Origin of the sequence: Actinoallomurus oryzae (assembly GCF_039541955.1) — a bacterium.
Taxonomy (GTDB): domain Bacteria; phylum Actinomycetota; class Actinomycetes; order Streptosporangiales; family Streptosporangiaceae; genus Actinoallomurus; species Actinoallomurus oryzae.
The window spans coordinates 36,079-55,295 of the sequence record NZ_BAABHF010000064.1 but is presented as its reverse complement, the minus strand read 5'-3'; the positions used below and the strand labels follow the sequence as shown (position 1 = coordinate 55,295).

17 protein-coding genes and 1 riboswitch are annotated in these 19,217 nt (G+C 72.4%); of the genes, 7 read left to right on the top strand and 10 right to left on the bottom strand.

Translation table 11 applies throughout. From position 1 onward, the window contains the following. The first annotated feature begins 26 nt into the window (after positions 1-26). From ABEA10_RS47590 to pgl, 4 genes are all read left to right on the top strand, one after another. Complete coding sequence (locus ABEA10_RS47590) at positions 27-1,634, top strand: glucose-6-phosphate isomerase (RefSeq protein ID WP_345475313.1); 1,608 nt, start codon at positions 27-29, stop codon at positions 1,632-1,634. 380 nt (positions 1,635-2,014) lie between these two features. Then, positions 2,015-3,550, top strand: a complete 1,536-nt coding sequence (gene zwf, locus ABEA10_RS47585) for a glucose-6-phosphate dehydrogenase (RefSeq protein WP_345475312.1) — start codon at positions 2,015-2,017, stop codon at positions 3,548-3,550. Positions 3,551-3,552: 2 nt separating this feature from the next. Continuing rightward, positions 3,553-4,530, top strand: a complete 978-nt coding sequence (locus ABEA10_RS47580; RefSeq protein ID WP_345475311.1) for a glucose-6-phosphate dehydrogenase assembly protein OpcA — start codon at positions 3,553-3,555, stop codon at positions 4,528-4,530. Further along, complete coding sequence (gene pgl / locus ABEA10_RS47575) at positions 4,527-5,264, top strand: 6-phosphogluconolactonase (RefSeq protein WP_345475310.1); 738 nt, start codon at positions 4,527-4,529, stop codon at positions 5,262-5,264. Before ABEA10_RS47580 ends, pgl begins: the two co-directional genes overlap by 4 nt. 98 nt (positions 5,265-5,362) lie before the next feature. Here pgl and ABEA10_RS47570 read toward each other — a convergent pair whose 3' ends face one another. After that, positions 5,363-6,427 (bottom strand): aldo/keto reductase, encoded by a 1,065-nt coding sequence (locus ABEA10_RS47570; protein WP_345475309.1) that lies wholly within the window; start codon positions 6,425-6,427, stop codon positions 5,363-5,365. 118 nt (positions 6,428-6,545) lie between these two features. Here ABEA10_RS47570 and ABEA10_RS47565 point away from each other — a divergent pair, with 118 nt between their 5' ends. Beyond that, a complete protein-coding gene (locus ABEA10_RS47565; RefSeq protein ID WP_345475308.1) occupies positions 6,546-7,376 on the top strand; it encodes a helix-turn-helix transcriptional regulator in 831 nt (276 codons plus the stop codon). A gap of 66 nt (positions 7,377-7,442) precedes the next feature. On the opposite strand, the gene ABEA10_RS47560 is transcribed toward ABEA10_RS47565, so the two are convergent. Beyond that, positions 7,443-8,180, bottom strand: coding sequence for a class I SAM-dependent methyltransferase (locus ABEA10_RS47560; RefSeq protein ID WP_345475307.1), 738 nt, complete (start codon positions 8,178-8,180; stop codon positions 7,443-7,445). Positions 8,181-8,236: 56 nt separating this feature from the next. On the opposite strand from ABEA10_RS47560, the gene ABEA10_RS47555 reads away from it, so the two are divergent. Continuing rightward, entirely contained in the window at positions 8,237-8,923 is a 687-nt protein-coding gene (locus ABEA10_RS47555) for a (2Fe-2S)-binding protein (RefSeq protein WP_345475306.1), read from the top strand. 25 nt (positions 8,924-8,948) lie between these two features. Here ABEA10_RS47555 and ABEA10_RS47550 read toward each other — a convergent pair whose 3' ends face one another. Then, on the bottom strand, positions 8,949-9,575 hold the full coding sequence (locus tag ABEA10_RS47550; RefSeq protein WP_345475305.1) for an ATP-dependent Clp protease proteolytic subunit: 627 nt from the start codon (positions 9,573-9,575) through the stop codon (positions 8,949-8,951). A gap of 93 nt (positions 9,576-9,668) precedes the next feature. Here ABEA10_RS47550 and ABEA10_RS47545 point away from each other — a divergent pair, with 93 nt between their 5' ends. Next, on the top strand, positions 9,669-10,304 hold the full coding sequence (locus ABEA10_RS47545; protein WP_345475304.1) for a carboxymuconolactone decarboxylase family protein: 636 nt from the start codon (positions 9,669-9,671) through the stop codon (positions 10,302-10,304). Between the two features lie 28 nt (positions 10,305-10,332). Here ABEA10_RS47545 and ABEA10_RS47540 read toward each other — a convergent pair whose 3' ends face one another. From ABEA10_RS47540 to ABEA10_RS47510, 7 genes are all read right to left on the bottom strand, one after another. Beyond that, positions 10,333-13,638 (bottom strand): hypothetical protein, encoded by a 3,306-nt coding sequence (locus ABEA10_RS47540; protein WP_345475303.1) that lies wholly within the window; start codon positions 13,636-13,638, stop codon positions 10,333-10,335. An 843-nt stretch (positions 13,639-14,481) separates the two neighbouring features. Continuing rightward, positions 14,482-15,747 carry a serine hydroxymethyltransferase gene (locus ABEA10_RS47535; protein WP_345475302.1) on the bottom strand — a complete coding sequence of 422 codons (1,266 nt, stop codon included), beginning with the start codon at positions 15,745-15,747 and terminating at the stop codon, positions 14,482-14,484. A 16-nt stretch (positions 15,748-15,763) separates the two neighbouring features. After that, positions 15,764-15,847, bottom strand: a riboswitch (ZMP/ZTP riboswitch). A gap of 18 nt (positions 15,848-15,865) precedes the next feature. Beyond that, complete coding sequence (locus ABEA10_RS47530; protein ID WP_345475301.1) at positions 15,866-16,282, bottom strand: DUF5655 domain-containing protein; 417 nt, start codon at positions 16,280-16,282, stop codon at positions 15,866-15,868. Positions 16,283-16,385: 103 nt separating this feature from the next. Continuing rightward, complete coding sequence (locus ABEA10_RS47525) at positions 16,386-16,757, bottom strand: RNA polymerase-binding protein RbpA (RefSeq protein WP_285584093.1); 372 nt, start codon at positions 16,755-16,757, stop codon at positions 16,386-16,388. Positions 16,758-16,840: 83 nt separating this feature from the next. After that, positions 16,841-17,083, bottom strand: a complete 243-nt coding sequence (gene secG / locus ABEA10_RS47520) for a preprotein translocase subunit SecG (RefSeq protein WP_285584091.1) — start codon at positions 17,081-17,083, stop codon at positions 16,841-16,843. A gap of 129 nt (positions 17,084-17,212) precedes the next feature. After that, entirely contained in the window at positions 17,213-18,019 is an 807-nt protein-coding gene (gene tpiA, locus ABEA10_RS47515) for a triose-phosphate isomerase (protein WP_345475300.1), read from the bottom strand. A gap of 2 nt (positions 18,020-18,021) precedes the next feature. Continuing rightward, on the bottom strand, positions 18,022-19,212 hold the full coding sequence (locus ABEA10_RS47510) for a phosphoglycerate kinase (RefSeq protein ID WP_345475299.1): 1,191 nt from the start codon (positions 19,210-19,212) through the stop codon (positions 18,022-18,024). Positions 19,213-19,217 lie beyond the last annotated feature (5 nt).

The following is a 19,217-nucleotide window of genomic DNA, read 5'->3' as shown; positions in this document are numbered from 1 at the left end:
GTCACGGGGCCGGCGAAGGAGGCCTCGTGACGCTGCGCGTGACCGGTGGCGACGTGTCGGTGACCGTCCGGGGCGACGCGGTCGGGGAGACCGACGGCGTCCTCGGGCGGCTGGCCGCCGACGGCGTTCCGGCCGCCCTCATGGGCGGCAACGCCAGCCTGTGGGGGCCCGAGGCCACGGAGAAGGCGGCCGGACGGCTCGGGTGGGTACACGCGCCCGATCGCTCGCGCCGGCTGCTCCCCCGCCTCGACGAGCTCACCGAGCGTTTCGCCGGCCTGGATCACGTCGTCCTCGCCGGCACGGGCGGCGCCTGCCTGGCCGCCGAGGTGATCGCCCGCGCCCAGGGCCGGAGCCTGACCCTGCTCGACACGGTCGACCCGCACCAGGTCCGGCGCGCGACCCGGGGTCCGCTCGACCGTACGCTGCTGGTCCTGTCCGGCGCGGAGACGGTCGAGACCGACGGGGTCCGGCGCGTGTTCGAACGCGCGTTCCGCGACGCGGGCGTCGACCCGGCCGGACGCATCGTGGCCGTGGGGCCGCCGGGTTCGCCCCTGGAGACCTCCGGCCACACGTTCGTCGCCGCCGACCCGGAGGTGGACGGCTGCTTCGGCGCGCTGAGCGCCTACGGCCTGGTGCCGGCGGCGCTGTGCGGGGCCGACGTACGCCGGCTGCTGGACGAGGCCGAGGCCCTCATCCCCTCGCTGCTGCTCACCTACGACAATCCCGGCCTGGTGCTGGGCGCGACGCTGGGGACCGCGACGGCGAACGGGCGGGACCGGCTGCTGATCGCCGATGACGGCTCGGGCCCGGCGGGCCTGGACCGCTGGGTCGAGCAACTGGTCGCCGAGTCGACCGGCAAGAACGGCAGGGGCGTCGTGCCGGTCGTCGTGGAGGGCCCGGCCGCGCCGGGCTTCGGCACCACCCGTGGCGTGCGGCGGCTGGTGCTCGGCGAGCCCGCCGAAGGCGCCGACCTGGCCGTGTCCGGGCCGCTGGGCGCGCTGTTCCTGCTGTGGGAGTACGCCGCCGCGGTGGCCTGCCGGGTGATCGGCGTCAGCCCGTTCGACCGGCCGGCGGTCCACGAGTCCGAGGAGGCCCTGGCGGGCCTGCTGCGCGGCGCGGAGGACGGCACGCGCCCGGTCGTGATCGGGTGTGAGCCGGTCCTGGTGGACGGCGAGGTGGAGGTGCACGCCACCGGCGACATGCTGGAGGGCGCCAAGGACCTGCGCGACGTGCTCGACGCGTTCACCCACGCCGCCCCGTCCGGCGGTTACATCGCGGTGATGGCCTATCTCGACACGGCCGACGACACGGCCGGGATACGGCCGCCGTTCGCCCGCCGGGCCGCCCACGACCGCGACGCCCAGGTGGCGTTCGGCCTGGCGCCGCGGCTGCTGCACTCGACCGGCCAGGCGTACAAGGACGGGCCGCGTACGGGCCTGTTCCTGCAGATCACCGGGGCGGTCACCACCGACGTCGACGTACCGGGCCGGCCGTACTCCCTCGGCACGCTGCAGCTCGCTCAGGCCTTCGCCGATCTGCGGGCGCTGCGGTCGCGAGAACACACGGTCGTGCGCCTGCACCTGCGGGACCGGGCGGCCGGGCTGGCGAGACTGGAGGCCGCGCTCAACGGTTGAAGCGAGCGCTGCGGGCTCATGCGACATGATCCAGTTTTCCCGGTGTTTACGCCACGTTCGGCCCCACGGACCCCTATCAACTGAAACGATCGGAGAGGACATGCCATGTCGGGTGATATGGCGTGTGCCAGAAAATGGAACAATGCGGAGGGCCGGCGCCCACGGCGGCGTACATTCCTCCGACGGGGGAAGATCGCGCACGACGTGATGGTTCGGGATAGTGGTCATCGGCTCGCCGATGACCGGAGACACACGATCGCCGCGCGGCGAGGCCCGCGGCCAGAGCGCCTGGTCCGCCGGGCGCGTCACTGCCCAGGGAGGACGGGGATGTCGGGCATCAGTCGGCCCACCGGAACAGCAACGCAGGACGGAGATGGCAGATGACGCGGATCGAGAACATCCTCAACCCGCTCCGCGATCCCCGCGACAAGCGTCTGCCACGCGTGGCCGGGCCATGTGTGCTCGTGCTGTTCGGGGTCACCGGGGACCTGGCGCGCAAGAAGCTGCTGCCGGCGATCTACGACCTGGCCAACCGCGGCCTGCTGCCGCCGGGTTTCGCCGTGGTCGGTTTCGCCCGCCGCGACTGGGAGCACCAGGACTTCCGCCAGCTCGCGCACGACGCGGTCAAGGAACACGCGCGAACGCCCTTCCGCGAGGAGGTCTGGAACCAGCTCAGCGAGGGCATCCACTTCGTGCCGGGCACCTTCGACGACGACGCGGCGTTCGAACAGCTGGCGACGGCGGTCAAGGAGCTGGACGTCAAGCGGGGCACAGGCGGCAACTACGCGTTCTACCTGTCGATCCCGCCGAAGTTCTTCCAGGACGTCGTCAAGCAGCTCCAGCGCAGTGGGCTGTCCAAGCCGTCGGAGGGCTCCTGGCGGCGCGTCGTCATCGAGAAGCCGTTCGGCCACGACCTGGCCAGCGCGCGTGAGCTCAACGAGATCCTGCACGAGGTCTTCCCCGAGGAGTCGATCTTCCGCATCGACCACTACCTCGGCAAGGAGACGGTCCAGAACATCCTGGCGCTGCGCTTCGCCAACACGCTCTACGAGCCGATCTGGAACCGCTCCTACGTCGACCACGTGCAGATCACGATGGCCGAGGACATCGGCATCGGCGGCCGGGCCGGCTACTTCGACGGCATCGGCGCCGCCCGCGACGTGATCCAGAACCACCTGCTCCAGCTCCTCGCGCTGACCGCGATGGAGGAACCGGTCTCCTTCGAGGCCGAGTCCGTACGCGCGGAGAAGGCCAAGATCCTGTCCGCGGTACGCCTGCCGGCCGACCTGGACACCTACTCCGTACGCGGCCAGTACGCCGCGGGCTGGCAGGGCGGCGTGAAGGTGCCCGGCTTCCGCGAGGAGGAGGGCATCTCGCCGGGCTCGCGCACCGACACGTACGCCGCGATGCGTCTCGACATCGACACACGCCGCTGGGCGGGCGTGCCGTTCTACCTGCGCACCGGCAAGCGCCTGGCCCGGCGCGCCACCGAGGTGGCGCTGATGTTCCAGCGCGCGCCGCACCTGCCGTTCGCGCAGACCGACACCGAGGAGCTGGGACAGAACGCCCTGGTCATCAGGGTCCAGCCGGACGAGGGCGTGACGCTGCGGTTCGGCTCGAAGGTGCCGGGCACCTCGATGGAGGTCCGCGACGTCAACATGGACTTCGACTACGGCGAGTCCTTCACCGAGTCCTCCCCCGAGGCGTACGAACGGCTGCTGCTGGACGTGCTGATCGGCGATCCGCCGCTGTTCCCCCGCCAGGAGGAGGTCGAGCTGTCGTGGCGGATCCTCGACCCGGTCGAGGAGTACTGGGACAAGCACGGCGCTCCGGAGTCCTACCCCTCGGGTAGCTGGGGGCCCAAGGCGGCCGACGAGATGATGGCCCGCGACGGCCGAGCGTGGAGGCGACTCTAAGGATGATCATCGATCTGGCGAACACCAGCACTCGTAAGATCCAGGACGCGCTGACCGCGACCCGCCACCGGATGGGCGGCCCGGCCACCGGCAAGGTACTGACGTTGATCGTCGTGACCGACGAGGCGGCCCAGTACGACGCGATCCGCGCCGCGACGGAGGTGGCGCGCGAGCATCCCTGCCGCATCCTCGGGGTGATCGCCCGTGGCCGGGAGGCCGAGTCCCGCGTCGACGCCGAGGTCCGCGTCGGTGAGAGCGGTCCGGGCGAGACCGTGCTGCTGCGGATGTACGGGCAGCTCGCCGAGCACGCCGACTCCGTCGTGCTGCCGCTGCTGGTGCCCGACACGCCCGTGGTCACCTGGTGGCCGGGCGAGGCGCCGGTCAAGCCGGGCGCCGAGGCCCTCGGCGCGCTCGCCCAGCGCCGCGTGACCGACTCGACGCGCGGCACCGACCCGCTCGGCACGCTCAAGCGACTGGCCGGCGGCTACCTGCCCGGCGACACCGACTTCGCGTGGGCACGCGTCACGCCGTGGCGTTCACTGCTCGCCGCGGCTCTTGACCAGCCGCACGATGACGTCACGGGGGCCCGCATCGAGGCCGACTCCGGCAGCCCGAGCGCGGCGCTGCTCGGCGGCTGGCTGTCGGTTCGCCTCGGCATCTCGGCGGAGATCTCCGAGTCGCGCGGGCCGGGCATCACGGCGGTGCGCCTCTCCACCAAGAACGGCGAGATCGCGGTCACCCGCCCGGACGGCCGGGTCGCGACGCTCTCGCGGTCCGACCAGCCCGACCGTCAGGTCGCGCTGCACCGGCGCTCGACCTCCGAGCTGCTCGCCGAGGAACTGCGGCGTCTCGACCCCGACGAGGTCTATCACGAGGCGGTCCAGCGGTTCGCCAAGGGCCTGGAGGCGGCGTCCGCGCAGCCCGCTCCTGCGGCCCCCGCCGCCAAGAGCGCCGCGAAGCCGAAGGCGAAGAAGTCGTGACCGTGCCGTCCGTCATCGTCCATCGGGACCAGGACCTGCTCGCCAAGGCCGCCGCCGCGCGGCTGGTGACGCGGCTCGTGGACGTGCAGTCCGCGGGCGGCGGTGCCCACGTCGTCCTCACCGGAGGCGGCGTGGGCACCGCCGTCCTGGCCGCGGTGGCCGCCGCTCCGGCCCGCGACGCCGTCGACTGGCGCAACCTGGACATCTGGTGGGGCGACGAGCGTTACCTGCCCTCGGGGCACGAGGAGCGGAACGAGACCGGGGCGCGCGCGGCCCTGCTCGACCACGTCGACGTGGACGAGCGCCGCGTGCACCCGATGCCCGCCTCCGACTCGGGGCTCAGCCCGGAGGAGGCCGCCGAGCGGTACGCCGAGGAACTGCGCAGGGCGGCGGGGCACGGCGAGGTGCCGTCCTTCGACGTCCTCATGCTCGGCCTGGGCCCCGACGCGCATGTGGCGTCGCTGTTCCCGGCCATGCCCGCGCTGCGGGAGAGCGGCGCGGTCGTGGCCGTTCATGGGGCGCCGAAGCCACCGCCCACCCGTTTGAGCCTGTCTCTCCCGGCACTCCGCACCGCCCAGGAGGTGTGGATCCTCGCCGCAGGCGAGTCGAAGGCCGATGCCGCGCGGCTGGCCCTGTCCGACGCCGACCCGGCTCAGGTGCCGGCCGCCGGCGCCCGGGGCCGCGCCCGGACGCTGTTCGTGTTCGACCGGGCCGCCGCCGGGAAGCTGCGCTAGGGTCCGTTGTGAACGTGCTGGTCACAGCCGTTCGTTGCGGACTGCGACCAGCACGGTTGGCGCTTGAGGCGGTTGCCGCCCCGGGCGCTCGATCGGGATCAGTGGCGAGTTTCGATCGTCAGGTCACCTGCGGTCACATTGCGGATGTGGTCACTGGCGAGCATGTCGTGCGGGAACCCGAGTTCGATCGCGCTGGCCTCGTCGAGGCGGGCCAGTTGCGCGGCGGTGAAGTCGACCTCCAGGGCGCCCAGATTGTCCTCCAGCTGCGCGGGGGTGCGGGCGCCGATGATCGGTGCCGTCACGCCCGGGTTCCGCAGGGTCCAGGCCAGCCCGACCTGGGCGGGTGTGCGGCCCATCTCCGTGGCGACCTCCTTCACGACATCGGCAATGGCCAGATTGCGTTCGGTGACCATGCCCAGAGCGAGGTTGAAGCTCTTGCGGTTGCTGTCGCCGGACACGACGTTCGTCGCGGTCAGGTCATCGCGGCCGTACTTGCCGGTGAGCAGCCCACCGGCCAACGGTGAGTACGGGACCACGCCCAGCCCCATCTCGCGTGCCATGGGGATCAGGTCGCGTTCCCCGGTGCGCTCGATCAGGTTGTACTCGATCTGCAGGGCGACCAGCGGCGACCAGCCGCGCAGGTCGGCGATCGCCTGCATGCGCGACACCTGCCAGGCCGGGGCGTTGCAGATCGCCACGTACAGGAGCTTGCCCTGCCGGACCAGATCGTCCATGCCGCGCAGGATCTCCTCGACCGGTGTCGTGAAATCCCACACGTGCAGATAGAGCAGATCGATGTAGTCCGTATTGAGCTGTCGCAGACTCGCTTCTACCGAGGCGAACAGGCTCTTGCGGTGGCCGCCCCCGGAGTTCGGGTCGCCGGGCCGGCGCAGCGTCGTGTATTTCGTGGCCAGCACCAGGCTTTCGCGCTCGCGGCGGGCGAATTCGCCCAGCAGGCGCTCGGAGCTGCCATTCGTGTAGGTGTTGGCGGTGTCGATGAAGTTTCCGCCTCGCTCGACGTAGGCGTCGAACAGCTTGCGTGCCTCGTCCTGCTCGGCGCCCCAGCCCCAATCGGTGCCGAAGGTCGCCGCGCCCAGCGCCAGCGGCGAGACTCGCAGCCCGGAGCGGCCCAGCAGCCGGTAGGTGTCGAGGGTGAGCGACATCGTGTCCTCCTGTGCCCGTGATCCGTTGTCGAGAACAAGGCTGTGACCGCCACGAGCCGGGGGTAAGGGAAGGAAATTCCTGGGAACACCAGTCCTACCCCGGCTGTTGAGACGCGTGATGACCCACGTCGTGGACACAACACAGGAGCTGGCCGCGTTTCTGCGGACCCGGCGCGAACGGCTCGACCCGCGCGAGCTCGGTCTGCCATCACGTCGGCAGGCCCGGCGGACCCCGGGACTGCGCCGCGAAGAGGTCGCCGAACTGGCCGGGGTCAGCACCGACTACATCGTGCGGCTCGAACAGGGGCGCGGGCTGCGGCCCTCAGCGGACGTGGTCGAGGCGCTGGCCCGGGCGCTGCGCCTGGCCCCCGTCGAACGCGCCTACCTCTTCAACCTGGCCCAGCAGCGCCCCCGCAATGCCGACGAGCCCGCCACCACCGCAGCGCCGGCGCTGGCCCGGCTGGTCGCCGACCTGTCGCCGCTGCCGGCCATGCTGATGAACCACCGCTTCGACATCCTGGCCTGGAACCACGAGATGACGAGGCTGCTACTGGATTTCGACACCCTGCCTCCGTCGCGGCGCAATGCGATGTGGCTGTGCCTGATACATCCGGAGATACGCGATTTCTACGTCGACCGGGAACGCGTCCTGCGGGAGGGGATCGCCCACCTGCGCACCGCGTGGGCCGCGCATCCGGAGGATCGCGCGTTGACCGACCTCATCGCCGAATTCATCACTCGTGACGAGGAATTCGCGCGGCTGTGGGCCGAGCGGGACATCAAGGTCAACGGCCGCGGGCACAAGGTGATGCGGCATCCTGACGTCGGTGAGATCGCGGTGCAGTTCGAAGTGCTTGCGCCGCTTCAAGATCCGGATCAGCGCATGGTGATCTTCCGCGCCGCGGATGACGAGAGCCAGTCGGCACTGGACCGGTTGTGCGCACGGTAATGCAGCCGTCCATCCGGCGGATCGTGGTCGGTCCACGGCTCCCACAGGGCACTTTCGCGACCGGCCCTAGCGGCGCAGGAGAGTGATCATGCGCCAGGCGTCCGGGGAGTCCAGCGACACCCCGGCGTCGAAGTCGCCGTACTGGGCCACGACGGTGAGGCCGCCCGCGAGGCGGATGGCGGCCTGGAGCTCGGTCGCGGTCCAGAAGCGGTAGGGCACGACGCCCTGGATCACCTCACCGCCGTCGATCGCGATGGTCACCCGGTCATTGACGACCTGGGTGATCGGATCCAGCTCGTCGCCGGGCTCGCCCCAGCGAATGTGCGCGCTCACGCCGTCCTTGCCGACCGTCCAGGCGTTGGACACGCGCGGGGTCTCACTGAGCCGGTCGGCCGGGTGGCTCATCTCGATGACCGCCAGCCCGTCGTCGGCCAGGTGCTCGCGGACGTGGGACAGGTACGCCACGAAGGCGTCCAGCGTCATGAGGTGCGCGGTCGAGTCGAGCATGGTGACGACCAGGTCGAACCGGCGGCCGAGCCGGAACCCGGTCATGTCGGCCTCCACCACCTCCAGCGGCAGGCCCTCTCCCCGCGAGCGCGCGTACGCGCACATCGCCGGGCTCAGGTCCAGGGCGGTGGCCGCGACGCCCCGGCGGGCGAACTCCCGCGCGTGCTCGGCCGGGCCCGCGGCCAGCTCCAGCACCGTACGCACCGGACCCGCCCACGCGAGCAGGGCGTCCACCTCGGCACCGACGTCACGGAAGGAACACGCCAGCTCGTACGCCTGGGGATGGTCGTAGATCACGCCTCAATCGTCCCAGAATTGACCGGCCGGGCCGTAACCGGCAGGCTCGGGCGGTGATGAAGCACCGGCCAGAACTCACGGCGGCGCTCGCCGACGTGGCGCGGATCGGTCCGTTCTTCGCCCTCGACACCGACCCCGGCATCGCCGGGCATCCGCTCTGGCGGCCGTTCACCGAGCTGGCGGGGCGCGCCCTGCCGGACCAGATCGCCGCCGCACGCGCGCGGCTGGGCACCGGCGAGGAGCGCGTCGCGGCCTCGCTGCTGTTCCAGGGGATCGCGGGGCGGCTGTGGTCGCCGGTGCTGGCGACGGCGGTGGAGCACGGCGTGGTCCCCGACCTGGACCCGGCCCGCACGTACTGGCGCGCGGCCTCGCCGGGCCCGGTGCTGCTGGCGGCGCCCGAGGTGGCCGGGCTCGCCGCGGACGCCTCCGCCGTGCACCGGGTCGTGATCGACCGCCACCTGGGCCCGCTGGTGGCCGCGCTCCGCGCGGTGACCCCGGTCGCGGAGGGCCTGCTGTGGGGCAACGCCGCGTCGGCGCTGGCGGGAGCGCTCACCGTGCTGGCCGGCGCGCGTCCGGGGAGTTCGGCACCGGGCGCCGGGCTCGTACGGGAACTGCTGGAGACACCGCCGCTGCGCGGCACGGGTGACCTCGGGTCCCAGGGCTTCCGGCGGCGGAGCTGCTGCCTGTACTACCGCGTCCCCGGCGGTGGCCTGTGCGGCGACTGCGCCCTGCTGAAGTCGTGACCTCCTCGTGCCGCTTCGGCCGTGATCAGGGGCGATGGCCGGCGATCGCCTGGATGAGGCCGTACTCCCGCGCCTGCTCGGCGGTGAACATGCGGCCCTCCCGCGCGTCGTCGCGGATCTCGTCCACCTCACGGCCGGTGACCTCGGCGAGCCGGATGTAGTACGCGTCGACCTTCCGCCGGTACTCCTCCTCGTGGATCGCGACGTCGGAGGCCGCGCCGCCGGTCTCGGTGCCCGGCTCGGTCAGCAGGAGGGTCGCGTGCGGCGTCATCTCGCGGCTGCGGCCGGCGGCCAGGATCAGCAGGGCGGGCCCGCCCGCCTGGCCGATCACCACGACGTTCACCGGGCAGGACAGGACGCCCATCGTGTCGGCCACCGCGAACGCGGCCTCCAGGTCGGCGTCCGGGGCGCGCAGGTGCAGGGCGATCGGCCCGTCGCCACTGCCGTCGAGCATGATCAACCGCGCGGACAGGTCGGTCGCGAGGTCACCGTCGATCCGGCCGTTCGCCAGCACGATGCGCCGGTCGAACAGCAGGTCGGCGGCGCTCGGCCCGGTCTGCGGACCTCGCTGGGGCAGGTCGAGGGGATCGCGCCGGGGCTCCGGTCGCGACGGCTCCCAGGGGAACTCGGGCGGAAACGACGGCACTGTCATGGTGACCATCCCTCTCATCCGGCCGGAAGGTTCCGCCCTCGACGATAGTCCGGCCCCCGCCTCCCCCGTCACTGCGCCGTACGCGGATCGGCCGTGCCGCGCCACGATACGGTGCTGTCCGTGATCGACGAGCCGCGCCTTCCCTCCCTGCATCCGGACGATCTGAGCGACGAGCAGCGCGACGTCTACCAGGCGATCGTCGGCGGCCCCCGGCCGGCGAACGTGTTCTCGTTCGTCGACGAGGAGGGGCGGCTGCTCGGCCCGTTCAACGCCATGCTCTACAGCCCGGCCGTCGGCGACCCGCTCCAGGAGCTGGGCGCCGCGCTGCGGTTCCGTACGAGCTTCACCAAGCGCGAACGGGAGATCGCGACGCTCGTCGTCGCGGCGCGGCTCCGCTCGGACTACGAGTGGTACGCACACGAGCGCATCGGCCGCCGGGCGGGACTAACCGAGGACGAGCTGACCGCCCTGCGGACCGGCGCGGACCCGGTCCTGGCCGACGCGCGGGAGCGGATCGTCCACGAGACGGCCCGCGCGCTCGCCGCCGACGGCGACCTGTCCGCCCCGATGTTCGCCGAGGCGACGGCGTCGCTCGGCCGGGCCGCCGTGGTGGAGCTCGTCACCCTCGTCGGCTACTACTCCGCGCTCGCCTTGCAGCTGCGCGTGTTCCGCGTCGGCGTCCCGGACGGCGAGGCGCCGCCCTCCTGGGACCCCGGCCCGGCCTCCTAGGGCGCCGCGGCGATCCCCCCCTGACGCGTCATCGGGCTTCTGGCGGAGCGGCGATGGACCCGTCGGTGTCGAGCCCGTAGCGCGCGAGCCGCCGCGCCTCCTCGTGCCGCCCGCGCCGGACCAGCAGCTCCGGCAGCCACTGGGCGGCGCGCCGGTTGCCGAGGGAGACCTGTTCCAGCAGGATCCGCTGGGCCTCGGCGAGGCGTTCTCGCTGGACGAGCAGCTCGGCCAGGCACTGGGCGGCCAGGTGTTCGCCCGGGTCCCGCGCGACGCGGGCACGCAGTTCGTCGATGTCACCACGGTCGGCGAGGACCTCGGCGAGGACCTCCTGCGCGTACGGGTCGCCGGCGGTGGCGCGGGCACGCAGCCGGTCGATCTCACCGCGGTCAGCCAGGAGCCCGGCCAGCCGATCCCGCAACAGGTAGCCGCCGCCGTCGACGAGCGCCTCCAGCTCGTCGATCTCGCCGCGGTCGGCGAGGACCTTGGCCAGCCGCTCCGCCGCGCGGAGGTCGCGTCCGGCCTCCGCGCGTAGCCGGTCGATGTCGCCGCGAGCGGCGGCCATCCTGCTCAGGCGCTCTCCCGCCATGGCGTCTCCGGCCTCCGCGCGACGGCGCAGCGCGTCCAGGTCACGGCGGTTGACCAGGCATTCGAAGAGCCGCCGGGCCGCCACCGGATCGCCGTCGTCGGCGCGGGCGGCGAGTTCGTCGGTCCGGCCTCGGTGGACCAGGACGTCGGCGAGCCGCTCGGCGGCGTACCGATGGCCTCCGTCGGCCAGGGAACGCAATCCGTCGAGTTCGTCGCGGTCGACGAGGGCGTCGGCGAGGTGGCGGGAGGCGGTCTCGTCGCCGCCGTCGGCACGGTCTCTCAGCCGGTCGAACTCTCCGCGCCGCACCAGGGCGGTCGCCAGCCGGCCGGCGGCCTCGTCGTCGCCGTCGTCGGCCTCGGCGGTGAGCCGGTCGAGGTCGACGGCCAGGTCTTCCCGGGTGATCCGCGCGTCGTACGTGTCGCCGTGGTCCCGCAGAAGGCGCAGCGCCCGGTCGACGTCACCGCGGTCGGCGAACGCGTACGCCAGCCGGCGGGCGGCCGTGGTGTCGCCGGCACGAGCCCTGGACTCCAGTTCGTCGAAGGCACCGCGATGGAGCAGGAAGTCGTGCAGCCGGGGCTCCCCCAGCTCGTCGATGTCCCCGTCGGCGAGCGCGCGGAGCCCGGCCAGGTCACCACGGCATCCGAGCACGGTCGAGAGCGCGAAGACACCCCATACGCTCTCGGCCGCGTACTCCGCGAGCGCGGCCGACTCACCGCGGTCGGCGAGGATGTCGGGCAGCCAGCCCGGGCCGTTCTCGTCGTACGCGGAGAAGGCCCGGAGCTCGTCGATGACGCCGCGGTCCCGCAGCACCATCGCCAGTCCGAGGAGAAACGACCCCGACGCGTTCGCGGCCAGCGACAGCAACCCTTCGCCGTCGTCCCGATGAGCGAGCACCTCGGCCAGTTCCTCCGCGAACCGGCCGCCGTGCTCATCGCAGAGACGCCGCATCCCGGGCACATCACCGCGGGCGCGGAGCACCTTGAACAGCCGCGCGGCGGCGAGCCCATCCGCTCTTCTCGCCACCTCCCCGAGCTCGCCACGGCGTATCAGGTACTCCGTCAGCCGCTCGCGCGCGGCCGTCTGGCGACCATACGACGCCGCGACGGGGTGGACGACGCCGGTCTCGATCCGGGCACGCGCACGCAGCTCGCCGGGGTCGCGCCGCCGGGCGAGGAGGTTCGCGAGCCACCGGGCGGCGGAGTCATCGCCCCGGTCCGCGAGCGCCCGGAGCTCGTCGACGGCGCCGCGGTCGGCCAGCATCTGAGCGAACCGCTCGCCCAGCTCCCAGCCGTGGCCGGATCCCGCGGCCCGGCGGTGCAGCGCACGGAGCCGATCCGGCCTGCCGAGCCGTATGAACGCCTCCGCTAGGTCTGAGGCGGGCCCGGCGGCTCGCCGGAAGTCGTCGAAGGGCGCCTCCTCCGTGTCGACGCGGGCCCGCAGGCGGGCCAGCCCGGCGGGATCGCCGGTGTGGACGGCCCATGCCTCCGCGGCTCGAAGATCACCGGCGTCGGCCGCACGCCGGTACAGGGGTATCGCGTACCGGTACAGCATCCGCGCGCTCGCGCTCCGCGCCACCCGGAACACGTCGCCGGGGTTCTCCAGGTGGGCCAGGGCGGCGTCCCAGACGCCGGCCGGGACGCGCCGCGCGCCGCGTGTCGGCCCCACGTTCTCCCACAGGTAGTCAGCGATCTTGTATCCGGCCGTGTGCCCCATCTCCGGGCCGCCGACGGGCGACAGCGCGGCGGCGGCACCGCCCAGCTCCCGGGTCGCGTACGCGAGGCCGCGTTCGAACCAGTCGGCGGGGGCCTCGGCCCGCTGCCGTTCCGTGCAGTAGCCCGGAGCGGCATCGCGCAGCAGCGCTTCCGGCAGGGGAGACTCCGCTCCCAGCGTCCGTAGGTCGACGGCGGCCGAGAGTATCGCCCAGGCGTACGGGTGCGCCGCCCTGGCGATCTCCCATTGCCGGACGAGCCGCGGCGCCGCCACGAGGTTCTGCGTGACCCCGTGGCCGTCGGTGTAGAGAGCCGTGGCGAGAAGCAGGTCGGTGCCGGCGACGGCCTCGGCACGGCTCCGCTCGGCCGCACTGAACTCGTCTCCGACGTGGACGACCTCGGCCAGGCCGAGAACGTCGCGCTCGTGAGCGTGGCGATCGGAGCCGCCGGCGGCCGGCGGCCTGGTGAACTCCAGGTAGGAGTCCGCCCGGATCGTCCCGATGATCACGACCGGCGACGGCGCGTCCAGCAGCCCGCGTACGACGGCACCCGTCAGCCCCTGCTCGCCGAGGTAGCGCTGGATCTCATCCAGCCACACAACCGTGCGGCGAGGCGGACGGGCGGCCGGCCCGGCGGCCTCCGCCGGGCCGGACGGATGGACCAGGTACCAGTCCGGGCACACGGCGCGGACGGCTTCGTAGGCGCAGCGGGTCTTGCCGGCCGAGGAACCCCCGGCGAGCAGCACGAATCCGCCCTGGCCGGCCGCCTTGGTCACCAGCGCACGGACGCCCTTCTCGCCGTCGTCGACATCGCGCGGGACATAGGACGGCAGGTCGCCGCCGTCGACGCGGATCGAGGCGTGCACGCCGAGCCGCCGCGGGTCGGCCTCGGCCACCAGGACGGCGGCCGGTTCCGCCTCCCGGCCGCCGGCGGCGCCCCGGCCGATCCGGGTGCCGAGGTCGCGGAGGAGCAGACGGCGGTCGACCGTCGCGGCGGCCTGGGCGTAGCCCGCCGACAGCTCGAGAAGCTGCCGCCACAAGGTCGGTGGCCGACGTGGCGTCGCCGGTGACGCGTATGAGGTCGGTGACGACGCGGGAGCGGTCGGCGGGATCGTCGCCTTCGAGGGACAGGTGGATGATCCGGAGTGCGCGGAGCAGCGGCCAGGTCAGCTCTCCGGGGCCTCGGGCGTGGATCCCGGCCTCGGTGGCCGCCGCCGCGACCGCCGCGTCGAGGCCGCGCAGCCGCTGCCGGACCTTGCCCGTCGTCGCACGCGGCGCGGCCACGGCCGCACGGAACCGCTCGTCGGAACGCTGCCGGCGGGCGATCCACGCCAGCGTCGCCACCTCCGCCGACGCGGGGTGCGGTGCGGCGACGGCGAGGCCCAGCCGCCAGCGGTCGGCGTCGATGTCGTCGTACCGGCGCACGAGCAGGCGCAGGTAGTCGGCCAGCAGGCCGACGAACGCGGAGCTGCCGGCGCCGACCGTCGGGGCGCGGCGGACCCCGATCGAAAGCCGTCTGGTCCCGGTGGGGCACTCCCCGACCACGAGAAGGTCGTCGACCGCGTGGTCGGCCCCCTGCTGGAACTCCACGGCGACCGGGGTGACGTCGTCGCCGAGGCCGCGTACCGGACTCCGCTGGAGCAACGCGGCGAGCAGGAGCGCACCGTAGGCGTGCTCCAGCACCGTCCCGCCACCGCCGGTCGCGTACGGACTCGCGTGTCCCTTCGCCGGGGAGGGTGCGGTACGGGCGTCATGTCGGGACACGCCGACATCATCCGTCATCCACCCAGGGACGCGCGGGGTCTTGCCTCATACGGCCTTGAGAGCCCCGGCCGTTCGCGCGGGCGGGACCCGCCGGGCCCGCCCGCGCCGGCGTCGCCGTGTCAGCGGGCGGGCGCCCATCCTGGCATCGGGAAGCCGTTCAGCAGGTCCTGGACCTCGCCCGCGATCTTCTCGAGCGCGGGTCCGTCCTCCGCCGCCGTGACCGCGCGGTCGATCCACTCGGCGACGGAGGTCATGTGCTCCTCGGTGAGGCCACGGGTGGTGATCGCCGCCGTGCCGAGGCGGATGCCCGACGGGCTCCACGGCTTGCGCGGGTCGAAGGGCACCGTGTTGAAGTTGAGCTCGATGCCGGCGAGGTCGAGCGCCTTGGCCGCCGGCTTGCCGGCGATGTTCTTGGCGGTCAGGTCGATGAGGATCAGGTGGTTGTCGGTGCCGCCGGAGACGAGGTCGAAGCCGCGGGCCGTCAGCGCGGCCGCGAGGGCCTTGGCGTTCGCGACGACCTGCTGGGCGTAGGTGCGGAACTCCGGCCGGGCGGCCTCGCCCAGCGCCACGGCGATCGCCGCGGTCGTGTGGTTGTGCGGGCCGCCCTGCAGCCCGGGGAAGATCGCCTTGTCGATCGCGGTGGCGTGCTCCTCGGTCGTCATGATCATCGCGCCGCGCGGGCCGCGCAGGGTCTTGTGGGTCGTCGTGGTGATCACGTCGGCGTGGCCGGCCGGGGACGGGTGCGCTCCCCCGGCGACCAGACCCGCGATGTGCGCGATGTCGGCGACGAGAACGGCTCCGGTCTCCCGGGCGATCTCGGCGAACGCGGGGAAGTCGATCGTGCGCGGGATCGCCGTGCCGCCACAGAAGATGACCTTCGGGCGTTCCTTGCGCGCGAGGTCGCGTACCTCGTCCATGTCGACCCGCCCGGTGGTGCGGCCGACCCCGTAGTGCACGGGACGCAGCCACTTGCCGGAGATCGACACCGGCGACCCGTGGGTCAGGTGACCGCCGTGGGCGAGCTCCAGCGACAGGAAGGTGTCGCCGGGCTCCATGAACGCCAGGTGCACCGCGAGGTTGGCGGGCGAGCCGGAGTACGGCTGGACGTTGGCGTGCGGGACGCCGAACAGCACACGGGCGCGCTCCTGGGCCAGCTCCTCCACCGGGTCGATGACCTGCTGGCCCTCGTAGTAGCGCTTGCCCGGATAGCCCTCGGAGTACTTGTTGGTCAGGACCGAGCCGGTGGCCTCCAGCACGGCGGGCGAGACGTAGTTCTCCGACGCGATCAGCCGGATCTTGTCGTGCTGGCGCGTCGCCTCGGCCTCGATGAGCTCGGCGACGGCCGGATCGGCGTCGGTGAGATGGGACAGACGTGGCTGGTGCATGAAGCCTCCTTGCGGCTCCAGACACCCAGGCGCGCGGTGCCGGACTGCTTCGCTCCCCGGTGGTGAACTCCACCTCGACGCGCCAGTCGCGAGGCCACCCATGGTAGCCGCCCGCGGATCAGTCAGTGGCGGCGTCGAAGGACTCGCCGAGCCAGGCACAGACCTGGTCGTCGACGTCGGCGGGGTCCAGCAACTTCAGGACGTGCATCGTACGGTCGCCGGAGACGGGCAGGCGGCGCGCGATCCGCGGGTGCTCGACCGGGCGCGGCAGGAACAGCCAGAGGTTGAGCGACCGGGCCTTGGGGCGTACCTCGGCGAGCTTGCGGTCGCTCTTGAGGAAGACCCCGACCCCGACCGCGTCGGCGTGGACGGGTCCCAGCGTGGCAAGGTGATCGACCACCCGGTCGTAGATCTCCCGGTAGCTCTCGGGCCACGGGGCGAAGCACTCATCGACCGTGCAGCCGGGCACGCACACGTGCGACTGCCCGGCACGCCCGAACTCGCGGTCGCACTCCGGACAGGTCCACCGGCTCACGCCCCCACACTAGAGGCCGGCGCGGTGCCTGGCGGTGGGACAGGCATCAACGGCGACGGCCCGGTGGACGCACGAGGCGTGCACCGGGCCGTCGCGGCCATGCCTAGTTGCGGGCGCGCTCCATGGCGGCCTGGATGGCGGCCCGCTCGTTGCGGAGCTTGGTGAGGGCCTCCTCGAGGATGGCCTCACCGTCGGCGTCGCTGCGCCGCTCCTTCACGTACGCGAGGTGCGTCTTGTACGGCTCGTTGCGCGGGGGCGCAGGGGGGTTCTGGGGGTCCTTGCCGGCGGGGAAACCGCAGCGGGGGCAGTCCCACTGGTCCGGTACGGCGACGTCGGTCGCGAAGCTCGGCCGGGATTCGTGCCGGTTCGCGCAGTAGAACGTCACCCACACCCGGGGTGCCGCTTCACCGCGCTCGGCCTCTCCCATCGGGCCGGCACCGACGCGGCTGCCCCGAATGGCGTTGCCACTACCCACGGAGTACTCCTCGTTATTCCTGCCGTCGCGACGAGGACGCGACGGCCGTCAACACTGCCTGGCCGGTATGCCTGTGCCGCGGATCAGCCGTGGTGGCCGTGTGCGAACAGCAGGCCCAGGGCGATGATCGACAGGAACCAGATGATGCCCGTGCCGATCGTGAGCCGGTCGAGGTTGCGCTCGACCACGGACGACCCGCCCAGCGATGAGCTGATACCGCCACCGAACAGATCCGACAGGCCACCGCCCTTGCCCTTGTGGAGGAGGACGAGCAACACCATCAGCGCGCTCGTGATGATGAGGACGATGGAAGTTCCGATGATCACAGCAGTTCAGCGCTTTCGTGATTAACCCCGCCGGGCGCGGGGAATAGTCGCGTATTCAGGTCATCCGTTCCGAGGGTACGTCACTACCCCCGCCTGTCTCAGCAGAAACGCCCAGTCCGGTGACGAAGATCAGGCGAGCCGCTCACGGAACCGGCAGATCTTGATGAACTCACCGGCATCGAGGCTCGCGCCTCCGACGAGTGCTCCGTCGATGTCGGACTGCGCCATGATGCCGGCGATGTTGTCACCCTTGACGGAACCGCCGTAGAGGATGCGCACCTGATCGGCGAGATCTCCACTGTACAACTCGGCGAGGCGTGTACGGATCGCGCCGCACACCTCCTGCGCGTCGTCGGGAGTGGCGACCTCACCGGTACCGATGGCCCAGACCGGCTCGTAGGCGATGACAATCTGCCGGGCCTGGTCCGCGGGCACCTTCTCCAACGCGCCGTCGAGCTGGCCGAGCGTGTGCGACAGGTGCTCGGCCGCCTGGCGGATCTCCAGACCCTCCCCGACGCACAGGATCGGCGTCAGCTCGTGCTTGAACGCCGCCTTCACCTTCGCGTTGACGAGCGCGTCGTCCTCGCGGTGGTACTCACGGCGCTCGGAGTGCCCGGCGAGCACATAGGTGCAGCCGAGCTTGGCGAGCATCGCGCCCGACACCTCGCCGGTGTAGGCGCCCTTCTCGTGCGCCGAGATGTCCTGGGCGCCGTACTTGAGCACCAGCCGGTCGGCGTCCACCAGCGTCTGCACGCTGCGGATGTCGGTGAACGGCGGGAGCACCGCGACGTCGGCCGCCTCGTAGTCGGCCTCCTTGAGGCCGAACGCCAGCTTCTGGACGTGCGCGATCGCCTCGAGGTGGTTGAGGTTCATCTTCCAGTTGCCGGCGATGAGGGGCTTGCGGCCCCCCTCGCCGACGGCACTCTTCGGCGCCACGGTCAGTCCTCCAGAGCGGCCAGGCCGGGCAGCGTCTTGCCTTCGAGGTACTCGAGGCTCGCGCCGCCGCCGGTCGAGATGTGCGAGAACCCGTCTTCGGGCAGACCCAGCTTGCGTACGGCCGCCGCCGAGTCGCCGCCGCCGACGACGGTGAACGCGCCCGCGGCGATCAGGGCCTCGGCCACCGCCCGGGTGCCGCCGGAGAAGGCGTCGAACTCGAACACGCCCATCGGGCCGTTCCAGAACACCGTCGCCGCGTCGGCGAGCTTGCTCGCGAACAGCTCGCGCGTGCGGGGGCCGATGTCGAGGCCCTCACGGTCGGCCGGGATCGCGGTCGCGTCGACGGCCTCGTGCGGCGCGTCGGCGGCGAACTCGGTCGCGGCCAGCACGTCGACCGGCAGCACGAGCTCGACACCACGCTGCTCGGCCTCCTTGAGGAAGCCGCTGACCTGGTCGAGCTGGTCCTCCTGCAGGAGGGAGTTGCCGACCTCGTGGCCCTGGGCCTTCAGGAAGGTGTAGGCCATGCCACCGCCGATGAGGAGGCGGTCGACCTTGCCGAGCAGGTTGGCGATCACGCCGAGCTTGTCGGAGACCTTCGCGCCGCCGAGGACCACGGCGTACGGGCGCTTGGGGTCCTCGGTGAGCTGCTTGAGCACCTCGACCTCGGCGGCGACCAGCCCGCCGGCCGCGTGCGGGAGCCGCTGCGGCACGTCGTAGACGCTGGCGTGCTTGCGGTGCACCGCGCCGAAGCCGTCGCCGACGTACAGCTCGGCGAGACCGGCCAGGGCGTCGGCGAACGCGCCGCGCTCGGCGTCGTCCTTGCTGGTCTCCCCCGCGTTGAAGCGGAGGTTCTCCAGCAGGGCGACCTCGCCGTCGGCGAGCGCCTCGGCCGTGGCCTTGGCGGACTCACCCACCGTGTCGTCGGCGAAGCGGACCTCGCGGCCGAGCAGCTCGCCCAGGCGGGCCGCGACCGGCTTCAGCGAGAACTCCGGCTGCGGCTTTCCCTTCGGTCGCCCGAGATGGGCGCACACGATGACGCGTGCGCCCTTCTCCGCGAGCTCGTTGATGGTGGGCACGCTGGCGCGGATGCGGCCGTCGTCGCCGATCACGCCGTCGGCGAGCGGGACGTTCAGGTCCGAGCGGACCAGGACCCGCTTGCCGCGGACGTCACCGAGCTCATCGATCGTTCGCATCGGGG